General features: G+C 63.2%; 22 protein-coding genes, 1 pseudogene and 1 riboswitch. Of the genes and pseudogenes, 15 read left to right on the forward strand and 8 right to left on the reverse strand.

What is annotated here, in order from left to right; all coding sequences use genetic code 11:
- Positions 1-114: 114 nt before the first annotated feature.
- Entirely contained in the window at positions 115-1,092 is a 978-nt protein-coding gene (locus tag V1273_RS04875) for an IS110 family transposase (protein ID WP_334408422.1), read from the forward strand.
- Between the two features lie 180 nt (positions 1,093-1,272).
- Here V1273_RS04875 and V1273_RS04880 read toward each other — a convergent pair.
- Together V1273_RS04880 and V1273_RS04885 are read right to left on the reverse strand one after the other, a co-directional pair.
- A pseudogene (locus V1273_RS04880) lies at positions 1,273-1,651 on the reverse strand (response regulator).
- Positions 1,652-1,690: 39 nt separating this feature from the next.
- Positions 1,691-2,611, reverse strand: coding sequence for an MJ0042-type zinc finger domain-containing protein (locus V1273_RS04885; protein ID WP_334408891.1), 921 nt, complete (start codon positions 2,609-2,611; stop codon positions 1,691-1,693).
- Positions 2,612-2,836: 225 nt separating this feature from the next.
- Between V1273_RS04885 and ftsE the strand changes: the two genes are divergently transcribed.
- The 4 genes from ftsE (at position 2,837) to V1273_RS04905 (ending at position 6,184) form a co-directional block, all read left to right on the forward strand.
- A complete protein-coding gene (gene ftsE / locus V1273_RS04890; RefSeq protein WP_028348200.1) occupies positions 2,837-3,496 on the forward strand; it encodes a cell division ATP-binding protein FtsE in 660 nt (219 codons plus the stop codon).
- Complete coding sequence (locus V1273_RS04895; RefSeq protein WP_334366522.1) at positions 3,489-4,460, forward strand: cell division protein FtsX; 972 nt, start codon at positions 3,489-3,491, stop codon at positions 4,458-4,460. Before ftsE ends, V1273_RS04895 begins: the two co-directional genes overlap by 8 nt.
- A 116-nt stretch (positions 4,461-4,576) precedes the next feature.
- Positions 4,577-5,290 (forward strand): YdcF family protein, encoded by a 714-nt coding sequence (locus V1273_RS04900; protein ID WP_334369147.1) that lies wholly within the window; start codon positions 4,577-4,579, stop codon positions 5,288-5,290.
- A 141-nt stretch (positions 5,291-5,431) separates the two neighbouring features.
- A complete protein-coding gene (locus V1273_RS04905; protein ID WP_334366523.1) occupies positions 5,432-6,184 on the forward strand; it encodes a sulfite exporter TauE/SafE family protein in 753 nt (250 codons plus the stop codon).
- A 133-nt stretch (positions 6,185-6,317) separates the two neighbouring features.
- On the opposite strand, the gene V1273_RS04910 is transcribed toward V1273_RS04905, so the two are convergent.
- Complete coding sequence (locus V1273_RS04910; protein WP_334366524.1) at positions 6,318-6,917, reverse strand: gamma-glutamylcyclotransferase; 600 nt, start codon at positions 6,915-6,917, stop codon at positions 6,318-6,320.
- A gap of 111 nt (positions 6,918-7,028) precedes the next feature.
- Here V1273_RS04910 and V1273_RS04915 point away from each other — a divergent pair, with 111 nt between their 5' ends.
- Positions 7,029-8,216 (forward strand): DUF2125 domain-containing protein, encoded by a 1,188-nt coding sequence (locus tag V1273_RS04915; RefSeq protein ID WP_334366525.1) that lies wholly within the window; start codon positions 7,029-7,031, stop codon positions 8,214-8,216.
- Positions 8,217-8,578: 362 nt separating this feature from the next.
- On the opposite strand, the gene V1273_RS04920 is transcribed toward V1273_RS04915, so the two are convergent.
- From V1273_RS04920 to V1273_RS04935, 4 genes are all read right to left on the reverse strand, one after another.
- A complete protein-coding gene (locus tag V1273_RS04920; RefSeq protein ID WP_334408893.1) occupies positions 8,579-9,451 on the reverse strand; it encodes a universal stress protein in 873 nt (290 codons plus the stop codon).
- A gap of 501 nt (positions 9,452-9,952) precedes the next feature.
- The gene (locus V1273_RS04925) at positions 9,953-10,891 is read right to left on the reverse strand and encodes a prephenate/arogenate dehydrogenase family protein (protein WP_334408894.1); all 939 of its coding nucleotides are present in this window, start codon (positions 10,889-10,891) and stop codon (positions 9,953-9,955) included.
- A complete protein-coding gene (gene hisC, locus V1273_RS04930; protein WP_334366528.1) occupies positions 10,888-11,985 on the reverse strand; it encodes a histidinol-phosphate transaminase in 1,098 nt (365 codons plus the stop codon). The genes V1273_RS04925 and hisC overlap by 4 nt, the downstream gene beginning before the upstream one ends.
- A gap of 27 nt (positions 11,986-12,012) precedes the next feature.
- Positions 12,013-12,861, reverse strand: coding sequence for a chorismate mutase (locus V1273_RS04935; RefSeq protein WP_334366529.1), 849 nt, complete (start codon positions 12,859-12,861; stop codon positions 12,013-12,015).
- A 164-nt stretch (positions 12,862-13,025) separates the two neighbouring features.
- A riboswitch (SAM riboswitch) is annotated at positions 13,026-13,105 on the forward strand.
- Between the two features lie 82 nt (positions 13,106-13,187).
- Between V1273_RS04935 and metX the strand changes: the two genes are divergently transcribed.
- Positions 13,188-14,450, forward strand: coding sequence for a homoserine O-acetyltransferase MetX (gene metX / locus V1273_RS04940; protein ID WP_334408895.1), 1,263 nt, complete (start codon positions 13,188-13,190; stop codon positions 14,448-14,450).
- A 1-nt stretch (position 14,451) separates the two neighbouring features.
- Entirely contained in the window at positions 14,452-15,120 is a 669-nt protein-coding gene (metW, locus tag V1273_RS04945) for a methionine biosynthesis protein MetW (protein WP_334408896.1), read from the forward strand.
- A 302-nt stretch (positions 15,121-15,422) separates the two neighbouring features.
- Here the strand turns inward: metW and V1273_RS04950 are convergent, their stop codons facing one another.
- Positions 15,423-16,295, reverse strand: a complete 873-nt coding sequence (locus V1273_RS04950; RefSeq protein WP_334408898.1) for an alpha/beta fold hydrolase — start codon at positions 16,293-16,295, stop codon at positions 15,423-15,425.
- Positions 16,296-16,770: 475 nt separating this feature from the next.
- On the opposite strand from V1273_RS04950, the gene V1273_RS04955 reads away from it, so the two are divergent.
- The 7 genes from V1273_RS04955 (at position 16,771) to V1273_RS04985 (ending at position 22,605) form a co-directional block, all read left to right on the forward strand.
- Entirely contained in the window at positions 16,771-17,406 is a 636-nt protein-coding gene (locus V1273_RS04955) for a TIGR02594 family protein (RefSeq protein WP_442894063.1), read from the forward strand.
- Between the two features lie 252 nt (positions 17,407-17,658).
- Positions 17,659-17,862 (forward strand): hypothetical protein, encoded by a 204-nt coding sequence (locus V1273_RS04960; protein WP_334408900.1) that lies wholly within the window; start codon positions 17,659-17,661, stop codon positions 17,860-17,862.
- A gap of 126 nt (positions 17,863-17,988) precedes the next feature.
- Entirely contained in the window at positions 17,989-18,258 is a 270-nt protein-coding gene (locus V1273_RS04965) for a hypothetical protein (protein WP_334366534.1), read from the forward strand.
- Positions 18,251-18,547, forward strand: coding sequence for a hypothetical protein (locus V1273_RS04970; protein WP_057842871.1), 297 nt, complete (start codon positions 18,251-18,253; stop codon positions 18,545-18,547). The genes V1273_RS04965 and V1273_RS04970 overlap by 8 nt, the downstream gene beginning before the upstream one ends.
- Positions 18,548-18,853: 306 nt before the next feature.
- Positions 18,854-19,180: a DUF1488 family protein gene (locus V1273_RS04975; protein ID WP_334408902.1), complete on the forward strand. Its 327-nt coding sequence runs from the start codon at positions 18,854-18,856 to the stop codon at positions 19,178-19,180.
- A 170-nt stretch (positions 19,181-19,350) separates the two neighbouring features.
- Entirely contained in the window at positions 19,351-19,542 is a 192-nt protein-coding gene (locus V1273_RS04980) for a hypothetical protein (RefSeq protein ID WP_334366536.1), read from the forward strand.
- 804 nt (positions 19,543-20,346) lie between these two features.
- A complete protein-coding gene (locus V1273_RS04985) occupies positions 20,347-22,605 on the forward strand; it encodes a TonB-dependent siderophore receptor (RefSeq protein WP_334412172.1) in 2,259 nt (752 codons plus the stop codon).
- Positions 22,606-22,638 lie beyond the last annotated feature (33 nt).

Below are 22,638 nucleotides of genomic sequence, written 5' to 3' on the forward strand. Positions count from 1 at the left end.
GTACTGGTCAGGTCCTGCAAGACCGTGGGAATCTTAGGACCGCCGGCGTTACGGTCTGACACGCGCACGGTAGAGAGGGCCTGAGCCCGCATTGCAATCCGGCGTGCCGACCAGATGCATATTCTGTCGGAGAACAGCCACATGGACAAGATGGTGATCGGGGTGGACGTTGCCAAGGAGTGGATCGACATTGCGATCGCGGGTGACAGTCGGGTCAAGCGGATCGCGAACAGTGAGCGAGCGATTGACGCTTGGTTTATGCAGATCGGGGCCGGCTCGATCGGCCTGGTCGCGTTCGAGCCGACGGGCGGCTATGAGCGGCTTCTGCGACGGTGTCTCCGCCGCGCGAAGGTCGCCTTCAAGCAGGTGCACCCGAACGAAGTCGTCGCCTATCGCAGGCGGCGTGGCATCAAGGCCAAGACGGACCGCATCGACGCCAAATTGTTGGCCGACTTTGCCGCCGAGGAGCTCGCTCGCCGCGACATCGAGTCGGTTCCAGAGGCCGATGAGGTCTTACGTGAACTCGCATCGCGGCGCCGGCAGTTACAGGCTCTGCTGCATGCCGAGACCTGCCGCTGCGACGTGGCAGACAGCGCCATTGTGCGCAAGAGCCTGCGGGCGGTCATTGCCGCCCTTGAGCGTTCACTCGCTACGGTCGACAAGGCCATCGCCGAACGCATCGCAAGCTCCGCGCATGCCGAGACCAGCCGGCGGCTGCAAACCTTCTGCGGTGTCGGCCCCGCCATCGCGGAAACATTGATCGCGGACCTGCCGGAACTCGGACATCTGTCAGGCAAGAAAATCGCGGCCCTTTGCGGCCTTGCCCCGCACACGCGCGACAGCGGCAAGCAGCACGGGCATGCGTCCATTGGTCATGGCCGCTCCAGCGTGCGCAAAGTGCTCTTCAACGGCGCCCGCAGCGCGATCCAGCACAATCCGGTCATGAAGGCCTTCTACCGACATCTGGTCGATGACAATCATCGCCTGGGCAAGGTCGCGCTCACCGCCGTCATGCGCAAAATGCTGGTGACGCTCAACGCCATGATCCGTGACCGATCAGATTGGAGACACGCAGCCAGGCCTGCGGCATGAGCCTTCGATCATGGCAAGCCAACGCGGCAGCGAGCGCAGCCGGTCAAGGCCGGCATCGCCGCCGCGCAGCGGTCGCCTTGACCGGCGAGCACGATGCCGCACTCTCGCCCATGATCGACCTCTTGACGAACATCACGGTAGATCCCCCGCCTTCGCGGGGGACGACGACCGTGGATTAACCTACCCGTTCTTCCGCGCCGCCAGCGCATCGGCCACAGCCGTACGGATGTCGTGCACCGAAAACGGTTTCGTCACCACGTCGTGCACGATCGCATTGAGGCCGGAGGCGCGTTCGCGCTGGTCGGCGAAGCCCGTCATCAGCAGGATCTTCAGGTTGGGAAAATCCCCGCGCCGCCGTCAGCGCCAGCGCGATGCCGTCCATGACCGGCATCTGGATGTCGGTCAAGAGCAGGTCGAATAGGCCTTGCTCGCGCGTCAGGATATCGAGCGCGTCGGCGCCGTCCTCGGCGGTGACGGTCTCGTGGCCATCCATGGCGATGGCGCGCGCCACCAGCGAGCGCATGGAATCTTCGTCATCGGCAATCAGCACGCGTGGCATGAAGTCTTGATCTCTCGCCTTGCGGAAGCGCGGCCAGGTTCAGGCGTGGCCGGCCAGATCCCGCTTGTTGAAAAAGCGTACGTCAATATTACGGCCTTCGGGCGGCGGCGAAGCCAGCCGCGACTTGAAATAGGCGCGCTCGCCGGGCTTGAGCACCGGCTGTTCCAGTACCGCGTTCCAGGCGTAGATCTCGGCACCCTGCGCGTCGCGGACGGAGAAGCGCAGCCGCGGCAATTCGACCGGCTTTTTGGTCTCGCCGACGATCACGCCCTCGATGACCAGAACTGGCTTGCCGTCCACGGTCTCGTTGCTGATCTTGATGTCCTTGAACGCCAGCCCGCGCAGGTTCACTTCCAGCCCGACCATCTTGTAGAACGTCGCGGTTTGCGGTAGCAGCCGCACGATTTCGGTGCGCCAGATCATCAGCGCCAGTATCAGCGCGCCCATCGCGGCGCAGGCGGTCGGCAGGCCGACGGACGGGATGAACGGAATACGGGGCAGGGAGGGCAGCCGGAAAAGACGGGCCAGCCGCTCGCGGTGCGTGGTGATGGGGATATCCCCATGGTCTTCCGCATCGTGCCGGGCAATCGATGGCCAGTCGCTGTCGCCGCCTCTGTCGCCGCCTTGGCGCGACCCTTCGCCCTCGGCCGGCCAGCCTGCCGAAATCGAGGGACTGTCGACCACCGGGGTGTCCTGTTCCTCTTCCTCGCGCGCCATCGCCTCCCATTCGGCCGCGGCATCGCTTGCGGCCGGCTGGCTCGATTGCGCCGGAGTTGGCGGAGCACTTGGCAGCGGAGCACTTGGCATGGCTGCCGGCATGGCGGCCAGTTCGATCGCGTCCTCGGGCCGCGCCAGCCAGGTTTCCTTGCAGCGGGAGCAGCGGACGGTGCGCCCGCCGGTGCCCAAGGTGGTCGGATTGATGGCGTAAGATGTTGTACAATGGGGACAAACGATATGCATGGAGCCCATCTCACCAGTGTCTTCGCCCGGATGCTACATACCGACCGTTAACGAATCGGAAACCATAACGGCCGCAAAACCGTTTTGTCCGGTTGGCGCCCAAACCAGCGGGCCACGAGCCCAAAGTTCAGGTTCGGGTCCAGGTTCAGGTTCAAGTCCGGGGTTTCCGGCCACGGTCCACGCCGAGCGGAGCTCGGCCATGGTACATGTCGAGCGGAGCTGAGCTTGGTTCGGTTCGAAAATGTCGGTTTGCGCTACGGGCTCGGCCCGGAGATTTTGCGCGACCTTTCCTTCGTGATTCCCGCCCATTCCTTCCAGTTTCTCACCGGTCCCTCGGGCGCGGGCAAGACCTCGCTGCTGCGGCTGTTGTTTCTGTCGCTGCGGCCGACCCGCGGCCTCGTCAACCTGTTCGGCCAGGACGTCTCGCTGCTCGGCAAGGATCAGATTGCGGGTCTGCGCACGCGCATCGGTATCGTGCTGCAGGATTTTCGTCTGCTCGACCACATGACGACCTACGAGAACGTGGCGCTGCCGTTCCGTGTGATGGGCCGTGACGAATCCAGCTATCGCCGCGAGGTGATCGATCTCCTGAAGTGGGTCGGCCTCGGCGAGCGCATGGACGCGCTGCCGCCGATCCTGTCGGGCGGTGAGAAGCAGCGCGCGGCGATCGCGCGCGCGGTGATCTCGCGGCCGCAATTGCTGTTGGCGGACGAGCCGACCGGCAGCGTCGATCCGACGCTCGGCCGGCGCCTCTTGCGGCTGTTCATCGAATTGAACAGGCTGGGCACCGCGGTGATCATCGCGACCCATGACATCACGCTGATGGACCAGTACGAGGCGCGGCGGATGGTGCTGCACCAGGGACGGCTGCACATCTATGAGTAGGGCCGGTGACGAGCATGGGCCGTTGGTGGACCTCGGCAACGAACGTCCGCAGGTGCCGGCGCGGGCGCGTAACATGTCGCCGATCGTGCCGCGAGCGTCGATCTCCGGCCGTGCGCTGGTCGCCGTCGTCGCGATCATGACGTTCCTTGCTTCCATCACCACCGGCACCGTGCTGCTCGTCAGCGCATCGGCGGCGGAATGGCAGTCCGAAGTCGCCAGCGAAATCACCGTTCAGGTGCGCCCGCAGGCAGGGCGCGATCTCGAGCGCGACGCGGCCGCGGTGGTGGAGGCGATGCGGACGCAGCCCGGCATCGTCCAGGTCAAACCGTTCAGCAAGGATGAATCGGCCAGATTGCTGGAGCCGTGGCTCGGCAGCGGGCTGTCGATCGAGCAGTTGCCGGTGCCGCGCGTCGTCGTCGCGCGCGTCCAGCCCGGCACCACGCTCGACCTCGCGGCATTGCGCTCCAGGGTGACGCAAGTGGCGCCGTCGGCAAGCGTCGACGATCACCGCGCCTGGATCGAGCGCATGCGCTCGATGACCGGAGCTACCGTGTTTGCCGGCATCGGCATTCTCGCGCTGGTGATCGTGGCGACGATCATTTCGGTGTCGTTCGCCACCCGCGGCGCGATGGCGGCGAATCGCCCGATCGTCGAGGTGCTGCACTTCGTCGGCGCCGGCGACCGCTATATCGCCAACCATTTCCTGCGGCATTTTCTCCGGCTCGGGCTGGAGGGCGGGGTGATCGGCGGCGGCGCCGCGATGCTCGGTTTCGGCTTCTCCGAATCGATCGCCGGCTGGTTCTCGGGCACCCCTGTCGGCGATCAGTTCGCGGCGCTGCTCGGGACATTTTCGCTGCCGCCGTCCGGCTATCTGGCGCTGGCGGTACAGGCCGTGGCGATTGCCGCCATTACCGCCTGGGCGTCGCGGCGGACGCTGTTTGCGACGCTGGACGATATCGATTGATTCGGGCCATTGGTGTTTTCAAGTGAAGCAAGTCACGGACTTGACCCGCGGACCGGGACTCCACTTCGCGTGAAAACGTTCTAGAATTATCCGTGGGACGAGGGTTGCCGGACGATATGGATTTGCAGCACGACGATAGCACGCCGAGGGCGGGTGCCGCGCGGCCGCGCGGATGGCTGCGTGCGGTCATCGTCGGCTCAATGGCGATCCTGTTCGTCGCTGCGGCGGTAGGCTTCATCGCCTTTCTCTCGCAATTGCGCGGCGTCGAAATCAAGCCGGCGCGCAGCGCCGACGGGATCGTGGTCTTCACCGGCGGTTCGTCGCGGGTTTCGGATGCGATGGAATTGCTGGCCGGCGGCTACGGCAAGCGGCTATTGATTTCGGGTGTGCATCCGACCAACGCCGTGCGCGACATTTCCCGCTCGCTGCCCGACAACCAGTCGCTGCTCGGCTGTTGCGTCGATCTCGACCGCTCCGCGGTCAACACGCGCAGCAATGCCGCCGAGACGCGGCGCTGGGCGCAGGAGCGCGGCTTCAAGTCGCTGATCGTGGTGACGTCGAATTACCACATGCCGCGGGCCATTCTGGAATTGTCGCATGCGATGCCTGATGTCACGCTGATACCGTTCGCGGTGATCGGCGAAAAATGGCGCGACGAGCCGTGGTGGACCAGCGGCGCGACGCTGCGTCTGTTGCTGTCGGAATATGCGAAATATGTCGCCGCGGAGGTGCGCGTGCGCCTCGCCGGAGCGGGCATCGATCTCGTGCCGGAACCTTCCGATCAGCCTGCGCCCGCGCCGGGCCGGCCGGCGACGGCGCAAGTCAACTAGACTAGAGCGATTTTGCGGAACAGCAGTGCGTGTTGTTGATGAAATTGGGGACGTCTTTGGCTTGTTAAGAATATGAGGTCGATAGTGTGGACGCCGTGCTGGCGTTCGTAACCGGCGGAAACAGGTCGATCGGGGATTCCCATGTGGGACGACGTACTCCTTTACGTCATCATAGGCTTCGTCGCGCAAATGATCGATGGTGCGATCGGCATGGCCTACGGCGTAACGGCTACCTCTGTGCTCCTCGGCCTGGGCGTGCCTCCCGCCACCGCAAGCGCGTGTGTGCATGCGGCGGAGACATTCACCACCGGCGCCTCGGGTCTCGCCCATTGGCGCTTTGGCAATGTTGACCGCAAACTGCTCCTGCGTCTTGCCATTCCGGGAATGATTGGTGGGGCAATCGGCGCCTTTGCACTCTCCGAACTCCCCGGCGAAGCCTTGAAGCCTTTCATCAGCGCTTACCTCCTTCTGCTTGGCGCTTTTATCGTCTGGAAGGCGCTAGCGGCTCGCCCCATTGAGGCACCTACTCCGCGCGCAGTCGGCCCTCTGGGTTTGTTCGGCGGCGTCCTCGACGCCATTGGCGGAGGAGGATGGGGCCTGGTCGTGACCTCTACACTCCTTGGCCAAGGTGCGACGCCGCGCTACGCCATCGGCTCAGTCAACTTGGCCGAGTTTTTCGTCACTTTGACCATATCAACGACTTTCTTTCTCACCGTTGGCCTGAGCCTGTGGCCTATCATCGCCGGTCTTATCATCGGGGGAGTCATCGCGGCGCCGTTCGCAGCGCTTGCGACCAAACACATCCCGGATAAAGTCCTGATGCTTCTAGTCGGCTGCGTCGTAGTGCTCTTAAGCCTGCGCACAATCCTCATGGCACTCGCATCCGGTCCATAGGTCGGCTAAGGGGGCGGTCACTAACAGACGTGCGCGGCCCCGACCTTCGAGGTCCGCTTTGCCTCCAATGGCGGATGCGGGCTATCGCGGCACTGGGCTTCATTTCAGTCCGCTTATGAGCACACACCCGAGCTCAACGGTCGCTGTTCTCTGTGGGAAGAGGCGGTGGATGCTGGGTGTGCAGCATCGCCGCGAGCCGGTGCAGTTGCGAATCGCGAAAACCTTCCGCTTCGATGGCTTTCACGGTAGCCAAAACGTAATCGCGGTTGACGCCGGACTGGCCGTGCCCCTGCAGCACATGACGCAATTGCTCAGCCAGCGACAGCCGGCCGGCATATTGCACGTGGCCGCGATCGACCACGTAGACGAGTGCACTGACGCGCTGACGCGCATCGTTCTCCAGCCACACCGACCGCATCACCTCGCGGTAGACTGAAGTGACCTGCTCGCGCTCGCGCAAATAGGCGATGGTGGCCGCGCGGTGCTTCTCCGCGACGCGGAATGCGATGCCGCGGCAGGCGCCGCCGCGGTCGAGTCCGAGAACGAGGCCGGGCTTTTCCGGCGTGCCCCGATGGACGAAGGAAAAGACACAGAGCGCGCGGTGCTCGCCGATCAGCCGCGCCGGAACCCGTTCGATGAATTCGAAGCCCGGGCGCCACATCAGGGAGCCGTAGCCGAACACCCAGAGGTCGCCTTGCGAGAATTCCGTATCGTTGAACTCAATTGCGGACATGCCGGGTGCACCGCTACCAGAACGGCGCGACAAAGCGAAGTGGATTCAATGCCTTTTGTTGCGACGAGCGGATACTTACATTCGCCAAAATCGCTAGCCAAAGGACGCCGCATGCCTGACATGACCCCCGCGCCGCGCCGGCGCCCGCTGTGGCGCCTCTTCATCATGCCTGCGCTGCTCGTCATTGCCGCCGCGGCATGGAGCGCATTCTGGTTCTATGCCGCTTCCGAAGTCGGCGTGCGCGCGGATGCGTGGGCGCTGCAGGAGGCGAAAGCCGGTCGGGTCTATGCCTGCGGCAAGCGTTCGGTGGCCGGCTTCCCGTTCCGCTTCGAAGTCCGCTGCGACGACGCCAGCGTTTCGCTGGTCTCGCAGATCGCCGGCGCGCAGGTGCCGTTCACCGCGCGGCTCGGTGAGATCATGGTGATCGCGCAGATCTACCAGCCGAAACTCTTGATCGCCGAATTCAAGGCGCCGGCTACGCTCGCCGATCGCGGCCAGCCGCCGTCGATGAAGGTGAACTGGACCTTGGGCCGCAGCAGCGTGAGCGGATTGCCCGATGTGCCGCAGCGCGCTTCCATCGTGTTCGACAATCCCTCGATCGACCGCGTCAACGGACCGGTCGAGACCCCGCTCGCGCGCGCCCGCCATGTCGAGTTGCACGGCCGTCTTGCCGAAGGCTCGACGAAGGATCACCCCGTGATCGAAGCCGTACTGCAGATATCGGGCGGCAATGTGCAGGAGGTGCACCCGGTGCTGGCGCAGCCGTTCGACACCGACATCCAGACGAAGCTCACTGGTTTGAGGGATTTTACGCCGAAGCCGTGGCCCGAACGGTTCAGGGAGCTGCAGGCAGCGGGTGGCCATGTCGAGATCGTGCGGTCGCGGATTCAGCAGGGCGATCTGATCTCGTTGGCCGCGGGCACATTGAGCCTCAATGCGCAGGGTCGAATCGACGGCGAATTGCAGATGACGGTGGCGGGAATCGAGAAAGTAATTCCGGCGCTTGGCCTCGAGAAGATGCTGGAGGAGGGCGTGCCGCAGGCAACGCTGGATCGCGTCGCACCCGGCGTCAAGAGCCAGGACCTCAACAATCTATTCGGCGCGCTCGACAAGGCGATTCCGGGGCTCGGCAAGGTCGTCAAGCAGAACGCCAATGCCGGCGTCGCGGCCGGTATCAATTCGCTCGGCAAGGAGGCGGAGCTCGAGGGGCGGAAAGCGCGCGCCTTCCCGCTGCGCTTTGTTGATGGCGCGGTGTTTCTGGGCCCGCTGAAAGTGGGCCAGGTGCCGCCGCTGTTTTGATGACGGCGGTCGTGATCCGCCGTTGTGAATAGGCAAATCGATCTCGCATCCGCCGTCATCGTCCGCCTTGTGCGCAATTGCGCACTGGGGCGGACGATCCAGTATTCCAGAGGCGCTAGTGATTGAGTCGATAGGCCGCGGCGCACTGGATACCCCGCCTTCGCGGGGTATGACGACTTTGTGCAATCTCGTTATCGCTTCGCCGTGGAGAGCGGAGCGCAATCGCCTAAGCCGCGCCTCACTCCGTCTTCCTCAGTGGCGGATGCGGGCGACCGAAATCCGGCACGGCCCCCAACCCGCCTTCGGCCGGCCATAGTGTTGGCGTTGGCGGCAACCTGAGCTGGGTTGCGTTCTGACGAGGGCTAATGCGCCAAGAGAACGGGGCGTGCCGAAGCGTTCTTAAGGATGTGGCGCGTGGCCCCACCCAGAAGGATCTCGCGCAGGCGGCTGTGGGAATAGGCGCCCATGATCAGTAGGCCGGCTTCATGCTCTGCCCCCGCCGCGAGCAGCGTATCTCCCACCGAGCGCAATTCCGGTGCAACCACCTGCCCGGTCGCACCGATGCCATGACAGCGCAAATAGGCAAGCACTTCCGCCTGCGAGGCTTGGCGATTGCTGGCGTCCCGGTCAACGCTTATGACCTGCACTGATTTGGCGAGTTGCATGAACGGTATGGCAGCCGAGACCGCGTGCCAGCATTCCGGACTCTCGTCCCAGGCGATCATCACGCTGTCGGTCAGATCACTCTGCAGGCTAGCCGGCGCCAACAGTACGGGGCGACGGGTCCGCAGCAGCGATTGCTCTGCAATGGCCATGAGCGATTCCATCACGGTGGCGCTTGCGGCGACCATCAGGTCGAAGGCAGCGGCCCGTTGCACCGCGATTTCCACATACGATCCCTCGGCTTCGCGCCAGGATGCTGCGAGCGGGCTGCCGGGCTCGTCGCTCGCCGATAGCATCGGGATGCCGACTACCGCGCAGGCCTGCGCGAATACCTCACGCGCATCCCGCGCAGCTCGCTCCCGTTCCTCGGCGTGCCAGTTTACCGGGATGGCCGCCGTTCGTCCCATTTCGGTGACCGTTAGGCCGCCACGCGTGACCGGCGGCGGCGGCTCACTGATGAACAGTGCCTGGACGTGAGCCCCCAACGCCTTCGCGGCAGACAGGGCCGTTTCTATTTGACCGGTGTGACTGGCTGAGCCGGGAAGTGGAACCAGGATTCGCTTGATGCTCATGAGAGCCTCCTGCGATGCCGCCGTTTGCGACGACAGGCGGCACATGTGTGTGTTGAGCCGAAAGCAAAATCGCGCAATCCCGCTTGGTTCATAACTCCCAGAACACCCCAAGGTTCCGGAGATCAGCAGGCGTGCCGGTCCTGCTCCCTCTGTTTGAGGGGAAGGTTCATGCAAGCCGCGGGCGCTTAGCGTCGCGAGAACGCGAACGCATACTCAATTGTCGTCACCCGCGAAAGCGGGTGACCCAGTATTCCGGAGACAGCAATGATTGAATCGGGAAGCCGCGGCGTACTGGATACCCGCATTCGCGGGTATGACGACCTAGTGTGGAGCGGCCAACTCCGTCATTGCGAGGAGCGAGCGACGAAGCAATCCATTCCTCCGCAAGCGGCAAAAATGGATTGCTTCGCGGAGCCTGTCATCCGGCGGCGCTTCGCGTCGACCGGGTGGCTCGCAATGACGATGGAACGTCCGGCACGCATGCGCGAAGCCGCGCCCTTCTCACTCCGTCTTCTTCAGCGGTGGATGCGGGCGCCCGAAATCCGGCGCGGCGGAATCCTGGCCGATCTCGACGATGCCGCGGCGGATGGCGCGGGTGCGGGTGAAATGCTCGAACAGCGCCTCGCCGTCGCCGCGGCGGATGGCGCGGGTGAGTTTTGAAAGGTCCTCGTTGAAGGTGCCGAGCATTTCCAACACGGCCTCCTTGTTGTTCAAAAACACGTCGCGCCACATTGTCGGGTCGGACGCCGCGATGCGGGTGAAGTCGCGAAAGCCGCCGGCGGAGAATTTGATCACTTCCGACGACGTTACCTGCGCCAGCTCGTCCGCGGTGCCGACGATGGTGTAGGCGATCAGATGCGGCAAATGGCTGGTGATCGCCAGCACCAGGTCGTGATGATCCGGCGTCATGGTCTCGACCCTGGCGCCCATGCCGGCCCAGAACGCGCGCAGCGTTTCGACCGCCATGGGGTCAGTGCCCTCGGGCGGGGTGAGAATGCACCAGCGGTTGATGAACAGTTCGGCGAAGCCGGAATCAGGACCCGAATGCTCGGTGCCGGCGACCGGATGTGCTGGAACGAAATGAACATGGCCCGGCAGATGCGGCGCCATTTCGCGGACGATGGCGCCCTTGACCGAGCCGGCGTCGGAAACGATCGCGCCCGCTTTCAGGAACGGCGCGATCTCCTGCGTCACCGGCCCGCAGGCGCCGACGGGGATGCAGAGGATCACGAGGTCGGCGTCGTTAACGGCTTCCGCGTTGGTCTCCAGCACGCGATCGACGATGCCGAGCTCGGTAACTCGCGCACGGGTTTTCTCCGAACGCGCGGTGGTGACGATTTCGCTCGCGAGCCCCTGGACTCGCACCGCGCGCGCGATTGAGCCGCCGATCAGGCCGAAGCCGATCAGCGCGACGCGTCGGAAGATCGGTACCGTACTCACTTGGCCGCCATGAAGTCGCGCAAGGCATCGACGACGAGGCGGTTGGCCTCCTCGGTGCCGATGGTCATGCGTAGCGCATGCGGCAGGCCGTAATTGTTGAGTGCCCGCAGTACCAGGCCACGTTTGGTCAGGAACGCGTCCGCATCCGCCGAGGTCTTGCCCTTCTCGGTCGGGAAGTGAATCAGCACGAAGTTGGCGACGCTCGGCGTCACCTTCAGTCCGAGTTTGCCGATCTCCTCCGTCAGCCAGTTGCGCCACTCTTCGGTGAACGCCTTCGACTTCTGGACATGCGCGGTGTCCTCGATCGCGGCGACCGCCGCCAGCATCGCCGGCGTCGAGACGTTGAAGGGCCCGCGAATGCGGTTGACCGCGTCGATGATGTGCGCCGGACCGAACATCCAGCCGATCCGCAAAGCCGCCAGCCCGTGAATCTTGGAGAAGGTGTGCGTCATCACGGTGTTTTCGGTGGTGGCCACCAGCTCCAGGCCGAGCTCGTAATCGTTGCGCGACACATAGTCGGAGTACGCAGCGTCGAGCACCAGCAGCACATGCGGCGGCAGGCCAGCGCGCAATCGCTTGACCTCGTCGAACGGCACGTAGGTGCCGGTCGGGTTGTTCGGGTTGGCGAGCCACACCAGTTTCGTGCGCGGCGTCACGCGCGCGAGAATGGCATCGACGTCGGCGGTAAAATTGGTCTCGGGCGCGACAACGTTCTTGGCGCCGTTCGCCATCGTCGCGATCGGATAGACCAGGAAGCCGTGGGCGGTCGAGATCGCCTCATCGCCCTGGCTGAGATAGGTGTGCGCCAAAAGGTTGAGGATTTCGTCCGAGCCGGCGCCGCAGATGATGCGGTTGGGATCGAGCCCGTAGGCGCGCCCAATCGCTTCGCGCAGCACCCGTGAGGTTCCTTCCGGATAGTCCTCCAGATGATCAGCCACGTGCTTGTAGACTTCGATTGCCTTCGGCGACGGCCCGAACGGGGTCTCGTTGGCCGACAGCTTGAACACCTTGCGGCCCGGCTCCGGCACCGGGCTCTTGCCGGGCGTGTAGGGCGCAATATCGAGAATGCCGGGATTCGGCACGGGGCGGTTCATCTTCAACTCCGGAATTTCGGACGGCGTTTAAGGCTTCGCCGACCCGTTCGGGGGCACCGTATAGCGTGTTGCGTGGCTGCCGACGAGAGCCGATGAGCGCACCGAGGCGCCGGCCTGGATCAGGGCGGTCTTGATCTTTTCGAACCCGGCGCCGGCATCCGACACCAAAAGCGCCGCGCCGTCGAAAGCGGTATCGGGCACGGCGACGATTTCGGCGAGCGGGGCGAGCGCGCGGGCGATATCGGCGTTCCACCCCGAGACGCGGACGCTCCACATCTGCACCTCCGTCACCATGGCATCATCGGCCACGCGCGAGATCACGAACACCGGCAGCGCGGCCGGATGATCGGCGCGCTCGAGGAACGGCAGCCGGGCAATGATTTTTGGCGCGCCTTCGGCTTCCAGCGCGCTCCACCACGGCGTGCGGCTCGAGACCGCCGAGACCAGCGCCAGATCGCCCTTGGATTTCGCCACGGCTTCAACCGCGGCCTGTGCGCTGAAATGGCCGACATAGGGCACGACAAAGCCGAAGTGAAACCGCGCCGAATCCCGCATCGCGGGCTCGCCGACCGAGACGTCCGCATGCACCGAGAACGGCGCCTGGACGTAAGTAAAGGTCGAGATGATGACGCGCCAGATGCTCTCGATGGTATCGAGCGGCAGGATGCCGCGATGGCGCTCGACCAGGCTGCGCATCATGCTGGCCTCGCGCGCGGGCCGGAACGCCGACCCCACCTCCTGGGTCTGCTTCACCTGGATCAGGCGGTCGATGATGTCGCCGCGCGCCATCAAGAGGCGATGGACCTGCTCGTCGATCGCGTCGATCTCCTTGCGCAATTCCTGCAGCGAGGGCGGAGCCGGGGGAGCCTTGGACATGTTAAAACCTTCAGCGCCGGATCGGTCTGAAATCACCACCCAGCAAGGTGCATTGATTAGAAAAGACGGCCGTCGAAAGCAAAGAGAAACGTCAGATCCGCCATGATCGGTGCAGGGTTAACCATGCGGCTGCCTTGACGAGGGACCTGCTTCGGACTAGCTTTGTTCCATTCCGTGGTCATTTGAGCCGGCCGGCTTGCAGCCACGTTAAACAACTCGCTAAACAGGCCGGGGACAGATTGATCCCGGCCGAACCTTTCGTTCAGGCCGGGTTTTTTGCGGCCTGATTTCTGTCTGTAAGGACCTCCGCGAGGAGGAAGGTCGGGATGACACAATTGCAGTCGGTATCCAGCCCGTCGATTCACAGCGAGGACCGCGCCCACGAGGCCGATCATCCGACCTCGCCGGTGGCCCAATTCGGCATCGAGCAGCCCTTGAAGCTCGATTGCGGCATCGATCTCGCGCCATTCCAGATCGCGTACCAGACCTATGGCGAACTGAACGCCGACCGCTCCAACGCGATCCTGATCTGTCACGCGCTGACGCTGGATCAGCATGTCGCCAACGTGCATCCTCTGACCGGCAAGGCCGGCTGGTGGGAAATCATGGTCGGTCCAGGGCGGCCGCTCGATACCGACAGATATTTCATCCTCTGTTCGAACGTGATCGGCGGTTGCATGGGATCGACCGGTCCGGCCTCGACCAACCCGGCGACCGGCAAGGCGTGGGGACTGGATTTTCCGATCATCACGATTCCCGACATGGTCCGCGCGCAGGCCATGTTGCTCGACCGGCTGGGCATCCAAACATTGTTATGCGTGATCGGCGGATCGATGGGCGGCATGCAGGTGCTGCAATGGACGGCAGCCTATCCGGAACGGGTGTTTTCGGCGCTACCGGTCGCCTGCTCGACGCGCCATTCGGCGCAAAATATCGCGTTTCACGAACTTGGCCGGCAGGCCGTGATGGCTGATCCGGACTGGCACCATGGGCGCTATTTCGAGCGCAGCACGCATCCGCATCGCGGACTGGCGGTGGCGCGGATGGCAGGGCACATCACCTATCTCTCCGACGCCGCGTTGCATCGCAAGTTCGGGCGGCGGATGCAGGATCGCGAGCTGCCGACATTTTCGTTCGATGCGGATTTTCAGGTCGAAAGCTATCTTCGCTATCAGGGCTCTTCCTTTGTCGAGCGCTTCGATGCCAACAGCTATCTCTACCTGACGCGCGCGATGGACTATTTCGATATCGCCGCCGACCATGACGGCGTGCTGGCGGAAGCGTTTCGCGGCATCAAGACCCGCTTCTGCGTGGTGTCGTTCACCTCCGACTGGCTGTTTCCGACCTCGGAATCGCGGGCGCTGGTGCATGCGCTGAATGCTTCGAGCGCGCGAGTGTCGTTCGCCGAGATCGAGACCGACCGCGGCCACGATGCCTTCCTGCTCGACGTGCCCGAGTTCTTCGACATTTCTCGCGCCTTCCTGGAATCCGCGGGCAATGCGCGCGGCCTTGATAGCAAAGCGTTTTCGAGCGAAGTGGATACCGGTTCGCGTGAAGAAAACGCGTCAAAAAAGAGAGATAGAGCCTGACATGGCGTTACAGGAACAGGCCCTGTCGCTCGGCGGCATCGCGCCCGATCGCACCGGCAAATATCGCACCGATCATCTCCTCGTCGCCGAAATGATTCCGGCTGGCTCAAAAGTGCTCGACGTCGGCTGCGGCGACGGCGAATTGCTGCAACTTCTGGAGAGCCGCGGCATCGATGGCCGCGGCATCGAGCTGTCGCGCGAGGGCGTCAATCGCTGCGTCGCCAAGGGGCTCGCCGTGGTGCAGGGCGACGCCGACACCGACCTCGTCAATTATCCGGACGATGCCTTCGATTACGTCATCCTGTCGCAGACGCTGCAGGCGACGCGGCAGCCGAAACCGGTCCTGGAAAACCTGCTGCGCATCGGCCGGCGCGCGATCGTGTCGTTTCCGAATTTCGGCTTCTGGAAGATGCGGCTGCAACTGCTCGTCGGCGGCCACATGCCGCGCACCGAAAACCTCCCGGCGACCTGGTACGACACGCCGAACATCCATTTCTGCACGATCAAGGATTTCGTCCAGCTCTGCGACGAGATCAACGTCAAGATGGAGCGCGCGGTGGCGCTCGATCTCTACGGCCGCCCGGTGCCGCTGAACCTGCCCTGGTGGGTCTGGAACATGTTCGGCGAGCAGGGCGTGTTCTTGCTGAGTAGGGGCGGGAAGGGGAAGTAGCCACCACCGTCATTGCGAGGAGCGATAGCACGAAGCAATCCATCTATCCCCGAGTGAGGTCAGCACGCTGCCAGGGCTCCCTTCCCCTTGCGGGGGAGGGTTGGGGAGAGGGGTAAGCCCCGGGCTCCGGCGGAAGAGATATCGTGAGCTCAACACGACGCGCATCGCGAGATAAGGTCTTCGCAGAGGCCATCTTTATCCGTCCAACGACGGAGCAAGCGGCACCCCTCTCCCTAACCCTCTCCCGCAAGGGGAGAGGGAACCCTTCCGCCGGTGCGTCCATCACGTGTGCTGCGCTGCAGTTAGACCACCGCCGCCACCATCGACCTCGGATCGCGCGCCGGCCATCGCCCGGCTTCCACCAGCGCGATGAACCGCTCCACCATCTCGTTGAACAGCGCCGGCTCTTCCAGATTGAGCACGTGGCCCGACTTCGGGAAGAACGTGAGCCCCGCGGCCGGCAAATGCCGCTTCAGGAACAGGCTCGGTTCAATACAGTTGTCGTCCTCGTCGCCGCACAGGATCAGCGCCGGCGTCGGCACGCGTCGGATCGCATCCGTCATGGTGTAGATCGACGGTCGCTTGCCCTGAAAGCTGCGCATGGTGTTGGCCGAGCCCCTGGCATCATGCCGCGCCAGCGCGGCGTAGAAATCGGCGTGGCCGCGCGGGTCTTTCAGCAAAAACGGAATCCGGCTCGGCGCTTCACGCGTCACCTTGGCGACTTCAACCGATCCGATTGCCTCATATTGCTCGGCATTGGCGACGCATTGCGCGCGGAAAGCGCCGAGATGTTCGAGTGACGAGCCGGCGCCGACGGCGGCGAGCGTCATCGACAGCGCGCGGTCGGCTGCGTTGAGGCCAACCTGCAGCGAGGAATAGGAGCCCATCGACAGGCCGACGAAATGCGCTTTCGCAATGCCGAGGTGATCGAGCACGGCGAGCGCGTCGGTGTAGAAATACTCGTAGGTGTAGACCTCGGCCGAGGGCGGCACGTCGGATGGCGTATAGCCGCGCGCCGAATAGACGATGCAGCGATGGCCACGAGAGAAGTAGCGCATCTGCGGCTCCCAATTGGTGTGGTCGGCCGCAAATTCGTGCAGGAAGACGATCGGCGTTCCGCTTCCCGCCTCTTCGAAATAAAGACGGACGCGATCCTTGGCGACGGCATCGGGCATTTCGGATTCCTCTCGATTTTCTTGTTGTTTCGTAACTTCCTTGCGCAGCTAACCCACAAAATTGCAATTAATTCTCGGGGCTGCAATGCGGCAGGAAAGGTTCATCTTCGCCATCGAATCGTCGTGGAATCACCCCGAAATTGTTTCCTCTCCGCCACACAAAATCTTCCTCTCGTCACATCGCCAAACGCAAAACGCCGGCCGCGTTCGTTCGTAGACGAACGCAAAGTGTGGGAGTGTTAGAGGTTCAAGTATGAGTCAGTTGTTTGCGTTTCGCCGGTCGCTTCGTTTCATTGCGCTGGCACTGTGTTCGGCTTCCATCTTCGTATTTGTCTCTCCGGCTTCAGCAAAACCACATCACGGCGCAGGGCGACACGCTCGCGCCTATCACGCCGGCCATCACGTCAAGCATTATGCATATCGCCACCATCGCCATGCTCTCAGGATGTCGCGCTGGAAGCGCAGGGCTGCACAAATGCAGACAGGCGGCTTTGCCGAGAACAACCCGAACTTCCTGGGAAGCAGCGCCGAGATGGTGACACCCGGCGGTTTCGTCTCGTCCAACACAGTCAAGGCAGCGCGCGCCGGCCGTCGTGCCCGGCTCCGGCACGCCCGGCACACATCGCGCTGGGAGCGCGCGGTCACGCAGATGCACGCGCGCGGTCTTGCCGATGCCAACGCCAGCGTCACGCCAGGAACGAGCGTCGAATCCAATTCGACGGTAACACCGAACAGCGGCGCGATGGCCTCAGGCTACACATCCTCGAACGTCGTTGCCGAAGCGCGGAAATATCTCGGCGGCAACCCGACGGGGCGCGGCAGCCTGTGGTGCGCCCGCTTCATGAACATGGTGCTGCAGCATTCCGGCTATCGCGGCACCGGCTCGGACATGGCGAGCTCGTTCGAGAAATACGGCCAGCGCGTTTCCGGCCCGCAGGTCGGCGCCATTGCGGTGATGTCGCGCGGCCGCCGCGGCGGCCATGTCGGCATCATCACCGGCATCGACGCCAAGGGCAATCCGATCATGATCTCCGGCAACAGCGGCAACCGCGTCCGCGAGTTGCCAGTCTCGCGCGGCCGCATCTACGCCTACGTCATGCCGACGAGCTGAGGGCGGATTGCGTCGCGGCGCTTCGCCCCGTTCCTTGCGGGGCGAGGCTGCCTTCACGATGATGCTTGCAGGCGGGGTGAAGGCCGGGAAGACAGATACCTCGGCGGCCGGCGCTTTGCGCATAGCGCTGGGATGGTTGGGCAGTCCGCTGAGGCCGCCGCAGTAAAGGCGCGGGCTCCGGTCGATTTATCTCGCTACTGACGACGAATGGGCGCAGCATTCACAGCGGGCTGTCAAACAAGGAGGCCGCTCATGAACGGCAGCATATTCAACAGTAAGGGAACCCGCGTTGCTGTGGTGGTCGGTCCCGAAATTTTCGATCTTAGCGGCAAGAAGCTCTTTGACCTCAAGGGCAAGAACATCTACCGGCTAACCGGTGAATTGGTTGGTCATTTAAGTGACGCGAGCGGTTCGGCGAAGCGGCTCGACAAGGCGACCGATCGATTGTTCTCGTAATTGCGATGCCGGGCCGTATTAGTCCCCGGTTCAGCGGCTGGCGCGGGTTACCCTAACCTGGACGAATGCCGCTTTGTGTTCGAGAAATCGATAGCTATTTGCGGGGAAAGGGCGCACGGTCGATACATGACCATGCGCTCGCGACGGGAAATGATTCATTTCAAGCGTCCGTTCCATCTCAAGGGGGTCGGCCGGCTGTTGCCGCCTGGTGCTTATGAGGTCATCACCGACGAGGAAATGATCGAAGGACTTTCATTTCAGAGCTTCCGCCGCGTCGCCACCATGATCATGGTCCCCGGCGCGGCGCCGCGCCAAGCTTCGACGGAAATGATCTCGATCAGCTCGGTCGATCTTTCCGATGCGCAGCGCGACGACGCGATCGCGTCTCGTGAGTGAAACCCCGGTCGATCTCGACAAGCACCGGGGCATGGCGGCGCAAAAGGCGACCGATATCCGCCGCGCGCTCGCCGACGTCGAGGCTAACGCAAAGCTGCAGCGGGACCGTCAGGCCGCCCTCGAGCTACAGCTCCTGACCGTCCCGGCTGAGTCGTGGCCGGAAGCGGTCGCAAAGGCGCGGTACGTCCTTAATCTCTATGCGGCGGATTTGGCGCCGACCGACACGCATCACCGCGACCTCGTGGCCACCGTACTGGCCGACCTCACCCGCCTCGCTGGTGAAAGCTGACGTGGCGAATATTCCGGCTCGGCAGTCGAGCTTCTTGCCACGCACTCGAATTACCTCGAACGCGCAACTGAAAGCACCGAATGCAAAATCTCTCGCCTCGTCACGTCAAGACTGAAGAATCGCTCCGCCTCGGCGTTGTTTCCGGATGGTACTCCACCAAAGTCAGCGGAACATTCGTCTCTGGTCCGCACGATTCGGAAGCCGAATGCCTGCGCAGGATTGCGGAGATCGATCCTCAACCCGTTCGAAAGAAATGATGAGCATGAAAGCTGGCGGCATGGCCTTTACCAGCCGGAGATGGATCAAATGACACTCGTGCGCGGCGACATCGGTGGTTATGACTTCAATCGCATGGTGGTGCTGTTCTCGATGATGGACGGTGCCACGGTGATACCGTGCGCCATCAGCGCCGCAGCGATGGACGATCTCGAACATGTCTCGCGTACAGCGGCGGACCAGCGCGAACGACAATTCGTGCGGCTGCGGGATCGGATCGAGCAATGCGCTTCCCGGAAATTTCTCGCCGGAGAGTTTGAAGGCAACCCCCAGGCATTGTTTTGCGCGGCATCGATTTTCGCGCATAGATCGAGCAGGCCTGACTCGAAAAGAAATGCGGCGGCATGTCCCGCCTGAACTGAACAGGTGAGTATATGCCCGATCCCAAAAAATTCGCTCTCAGCGAGTGGCTTGTCCCACCCATCCTTTTGCCGGTCTTCCTGGGGCTGGTCACTGCCGGCGCCGTGATCATCAATTGGTAGTCCGCTTCGCCTGAGGGATTTCGGCGCGATGGAGGTAGTGACCAGATGAACGAACGCCATGAGATTTTGAAGAAGGCTCGTGACCGCATGATTGAGGATCGCGATGCACACGCAAAGGTGCTCGCCGCGCCGTTCGATCGCGACAAGGCGGAGCGCGCGCGCCTAAAATTCGTCGAGCTCCAGGTCTTGATAGACGCGATCGAGCGTGCGATGGCCGGCGAACGGGCGACGGTTTAGGGACGCCGGCCCCAGTCTCGCGCGGCCGTAACTACGCCTACGTCATGCCGACGAGCTGAGGCGCGGCTGAACGGTAGGGTGGGCAAAGGCGCGCGTGCGCCGTGCCCACCCTCTATCGTCGAGCACGCTTCGTCGTCGAGCACGCTTCGTGATGGTTTCGTGGGAACTCTGGGACGCAACAGCAGGACCTTCCGACGAAGTCGTTTTCTCAGTCCAACGAAGACACCCTGAAACAAACCAGTGGTTTGATAGCCATCCCCAAACAACCGGAGGCTATGTGAGACTCCCTGGGGCGAGGGTTCAGGCTCACGAGAGATTTGCCTGAGGCGGTAGGTGTCGTCATGCGCGAAGATTTTGCTTCATCCAGTTTTCTTGCGGTTATCGTCGTCAGTTTGATTGTGGTTTGTACTGGCCTTATTGCGCTTGGAATCTGAAATCCAGTTCGAGGCGACCCTGCGCGTCGGCGCGACGCTGATGCGCGTCACGATTGAACGACGCGATCGCAACTCTCTCCCGCTGTTGCCATTGGCAAACCGGCCGTCGCATTGACGTGATGATGAGATCACCGCCGCACGTCGTGGCTGTCTGCAAGACGACGTGCGCGTGCTGAACGATTTCAGGGATATTCCGATCAATCGCGCAGTCTGGAGCAATTCTAGCAACCACCCATCGAACTCCGAAGATGTCTGCGTTAGAGCGAGGCATCAAAAATCCTACCGGCCAAGCCGGCAGACTTCGGGGTATCTAAGGGTGACACTGACAGCATTTCATTCGTTTTCCGCCACTCGACTTCAACTGATGCGAATGATCTGCCTCGGGGCAGTCAGCAGTTTCACCCTCTCCCTGCCGACAGGTGGTGCGCTGGCGCAGTCGTCACTGCCGCCGGTCACCGTGGACGCGCCTCAGCAGCGCGCGCGTTCGGCCGCGGCCCAACCATCCCGCCGCGCTGCGACCACGCGCGCTACGCGCGTCACTCGCGCCGCCGCCAACCCGCAGCCGGCACCGGCTGTGCCTGCATCAGGCTCAGGTGCCGGCGAACGCGCCAACGGTCCGGTGCGCGGCTTTGTCGCAACCCGCACCGGCACCGCGACCAAAACCGACACGCCGATCATCGAAACTCCGCAGTCGATTTCCGTCGTCACCACCGACCAGGTCAAAAACCAGGGAGCCGAATCGGTCGGCGCGGCGCTCCGCTATACCGCTGGAGTCAGCGGCGACGTCAACGGCGGTTCCGACACGCGCTTCGGCGGGTTGCAGATCCGCGGTTTCGACATGACCATGCCGGGCCTCTATCTCGACGGCCTGCGGCTGCCCAGCAGCCGCTATGTGCACTTCCTCGGTCTGGAGCCCTACGGCGCCGAGCGTCTGGAAGTGCTGAAGGGTCCATCCTCGGTGATGTACGGCGGCAGCGGCACCGGCGGCATTCTCAACTATGTCAGCAAGCTGCCCACGGCCTACCAGTTCGGCGAGATTTCCGTCTCGGGCGGCAGCTTCAATCGCTACCAGGGCCAGTTTGACATCGGCGGCCCGGCCAACAAGGAAGGCACGGTGTTGTGGCGCCTCACCGGCGCTGTCCGCGACGGCGAAACCCAGGTCGATTTCACCAAGGACAATCGCGTCTTCATCGCGCCGGCGGTGACGATCAAGCCGAACGAAGACACCACCATCACGCTGCTGGCCAACTATCAAAAGGACACCGCCGGCTGGGGCCTGCAATTCCTGCCGCCGTCGGGCACGGTGTTTCCGAACAACGGCCGCATCATTCCGAATACGTTTTTCGGCGGCGAGCCCAATTTCAACCGGTTTGATACCGAGTTGGCCACGGCGGGCTACCTGCTTTCGCACGACATCAACGAGGCGCTCACGTTCCGGCAGAACCTGCGTTATGCGTGGATGCACAACGAACAGCAGAGCTTCTACGGCCTGGGCTACACCTCGGCGGCCGACGAAGCCGCAGGCCTGATGTCACGCGCCGGCTCTGGCGGTGCAACGACCATCAACTCCTTCGCAGTCGATAATCAGCTCCAGGGAAAATTCGTCACCGGCATTTTGAGCCACACCACGTTGTTCGGCATCGATTACCGCAACACCTCGTTCCGGGACGTCGCTTCAGCGTACAGCACCGGCAAGATCAACGTGTTTGCGCCTGTCTACACCAACACATGGACCAATCTCGGCCCTGCTGACGATATAAACATCAAGCAGTCGCAGATCGGATTCTACGCGCAGGATCAGATCAAGCTCGGCCGGCTTTCGTTCCTGCTCGGCGCCCGGCAGGACTTCGCCACGACCGATCTCGACGACTTTCTCGCCGCGGCTGCCGCGAGACCCGGGTCTTCCGCGAGAACGAATGACTCGGCACTCACCCACCGCGCCGCCGTGATGTACAATTTCGACAACGGTATCGCGCCGTATTTCAGCTACGCCGAATCATTCCTGCCGGTGCTCAACACCAGCGCCGCGGGCGAGCTGCTGAAGCCGGAAACCGGCGTCCAGTATGAAGTCGGCGTGAAATATCAGCCGGTCGGAATCAATGCGCTGATCACTCTGGCGGCGTTCGATCTGACGCGGTCCAATGTCGTCACCTTCGCGCCGCCGCTTTACACCGCCGAGCAGAGGGGGCAGGTGAACTCGCGCGGCATCGAGCTGGAAGGCACGGCCACGCTGACGGAAGGCTTCAACGTCCGTGGCGCCTACTCCTACATCGATGCCGTGGTCACGGAGGACCCCGTAAACGTCGGCAAGGCGCCGACCACCGTGCCGCTCAACCGGTTCGCGCTGTGGACCGACTACACGCTGCAGAGCGGGCCGCTCGCCGGCGTCCAGGTAGGTGGCGGCGTCCGTTATGTCGGCTCGACCTTCGGCGACGATGCCAACACTTTCAAGGTGCCGGCCTCGACCGCGGTCGACGCGCTGCTGGCCTACACCAAAGACAACTATCGCCTGGCGCTGAACGTCACCAACATCGCCGACACCCGCTATGTCGCGGCCTGCTACGGCTATACGAGCTGCTTCTATGCCGAGGGCCGCAAGGCGATCGCCAAGCTGACCTATCGATGGTAGGTCGACCGCGAAATGCAACGGATACATCACCGC

Source organism: Bradyrhizobium sp. AZCC 1721 (assembly GCF_036924715.1).
Classification (GTDB): Bacteria; Pseudomonadota; Alphaproteobacteria; order Rhizobiales; family Xanthobacteraceae; genus Bradyrhizobium.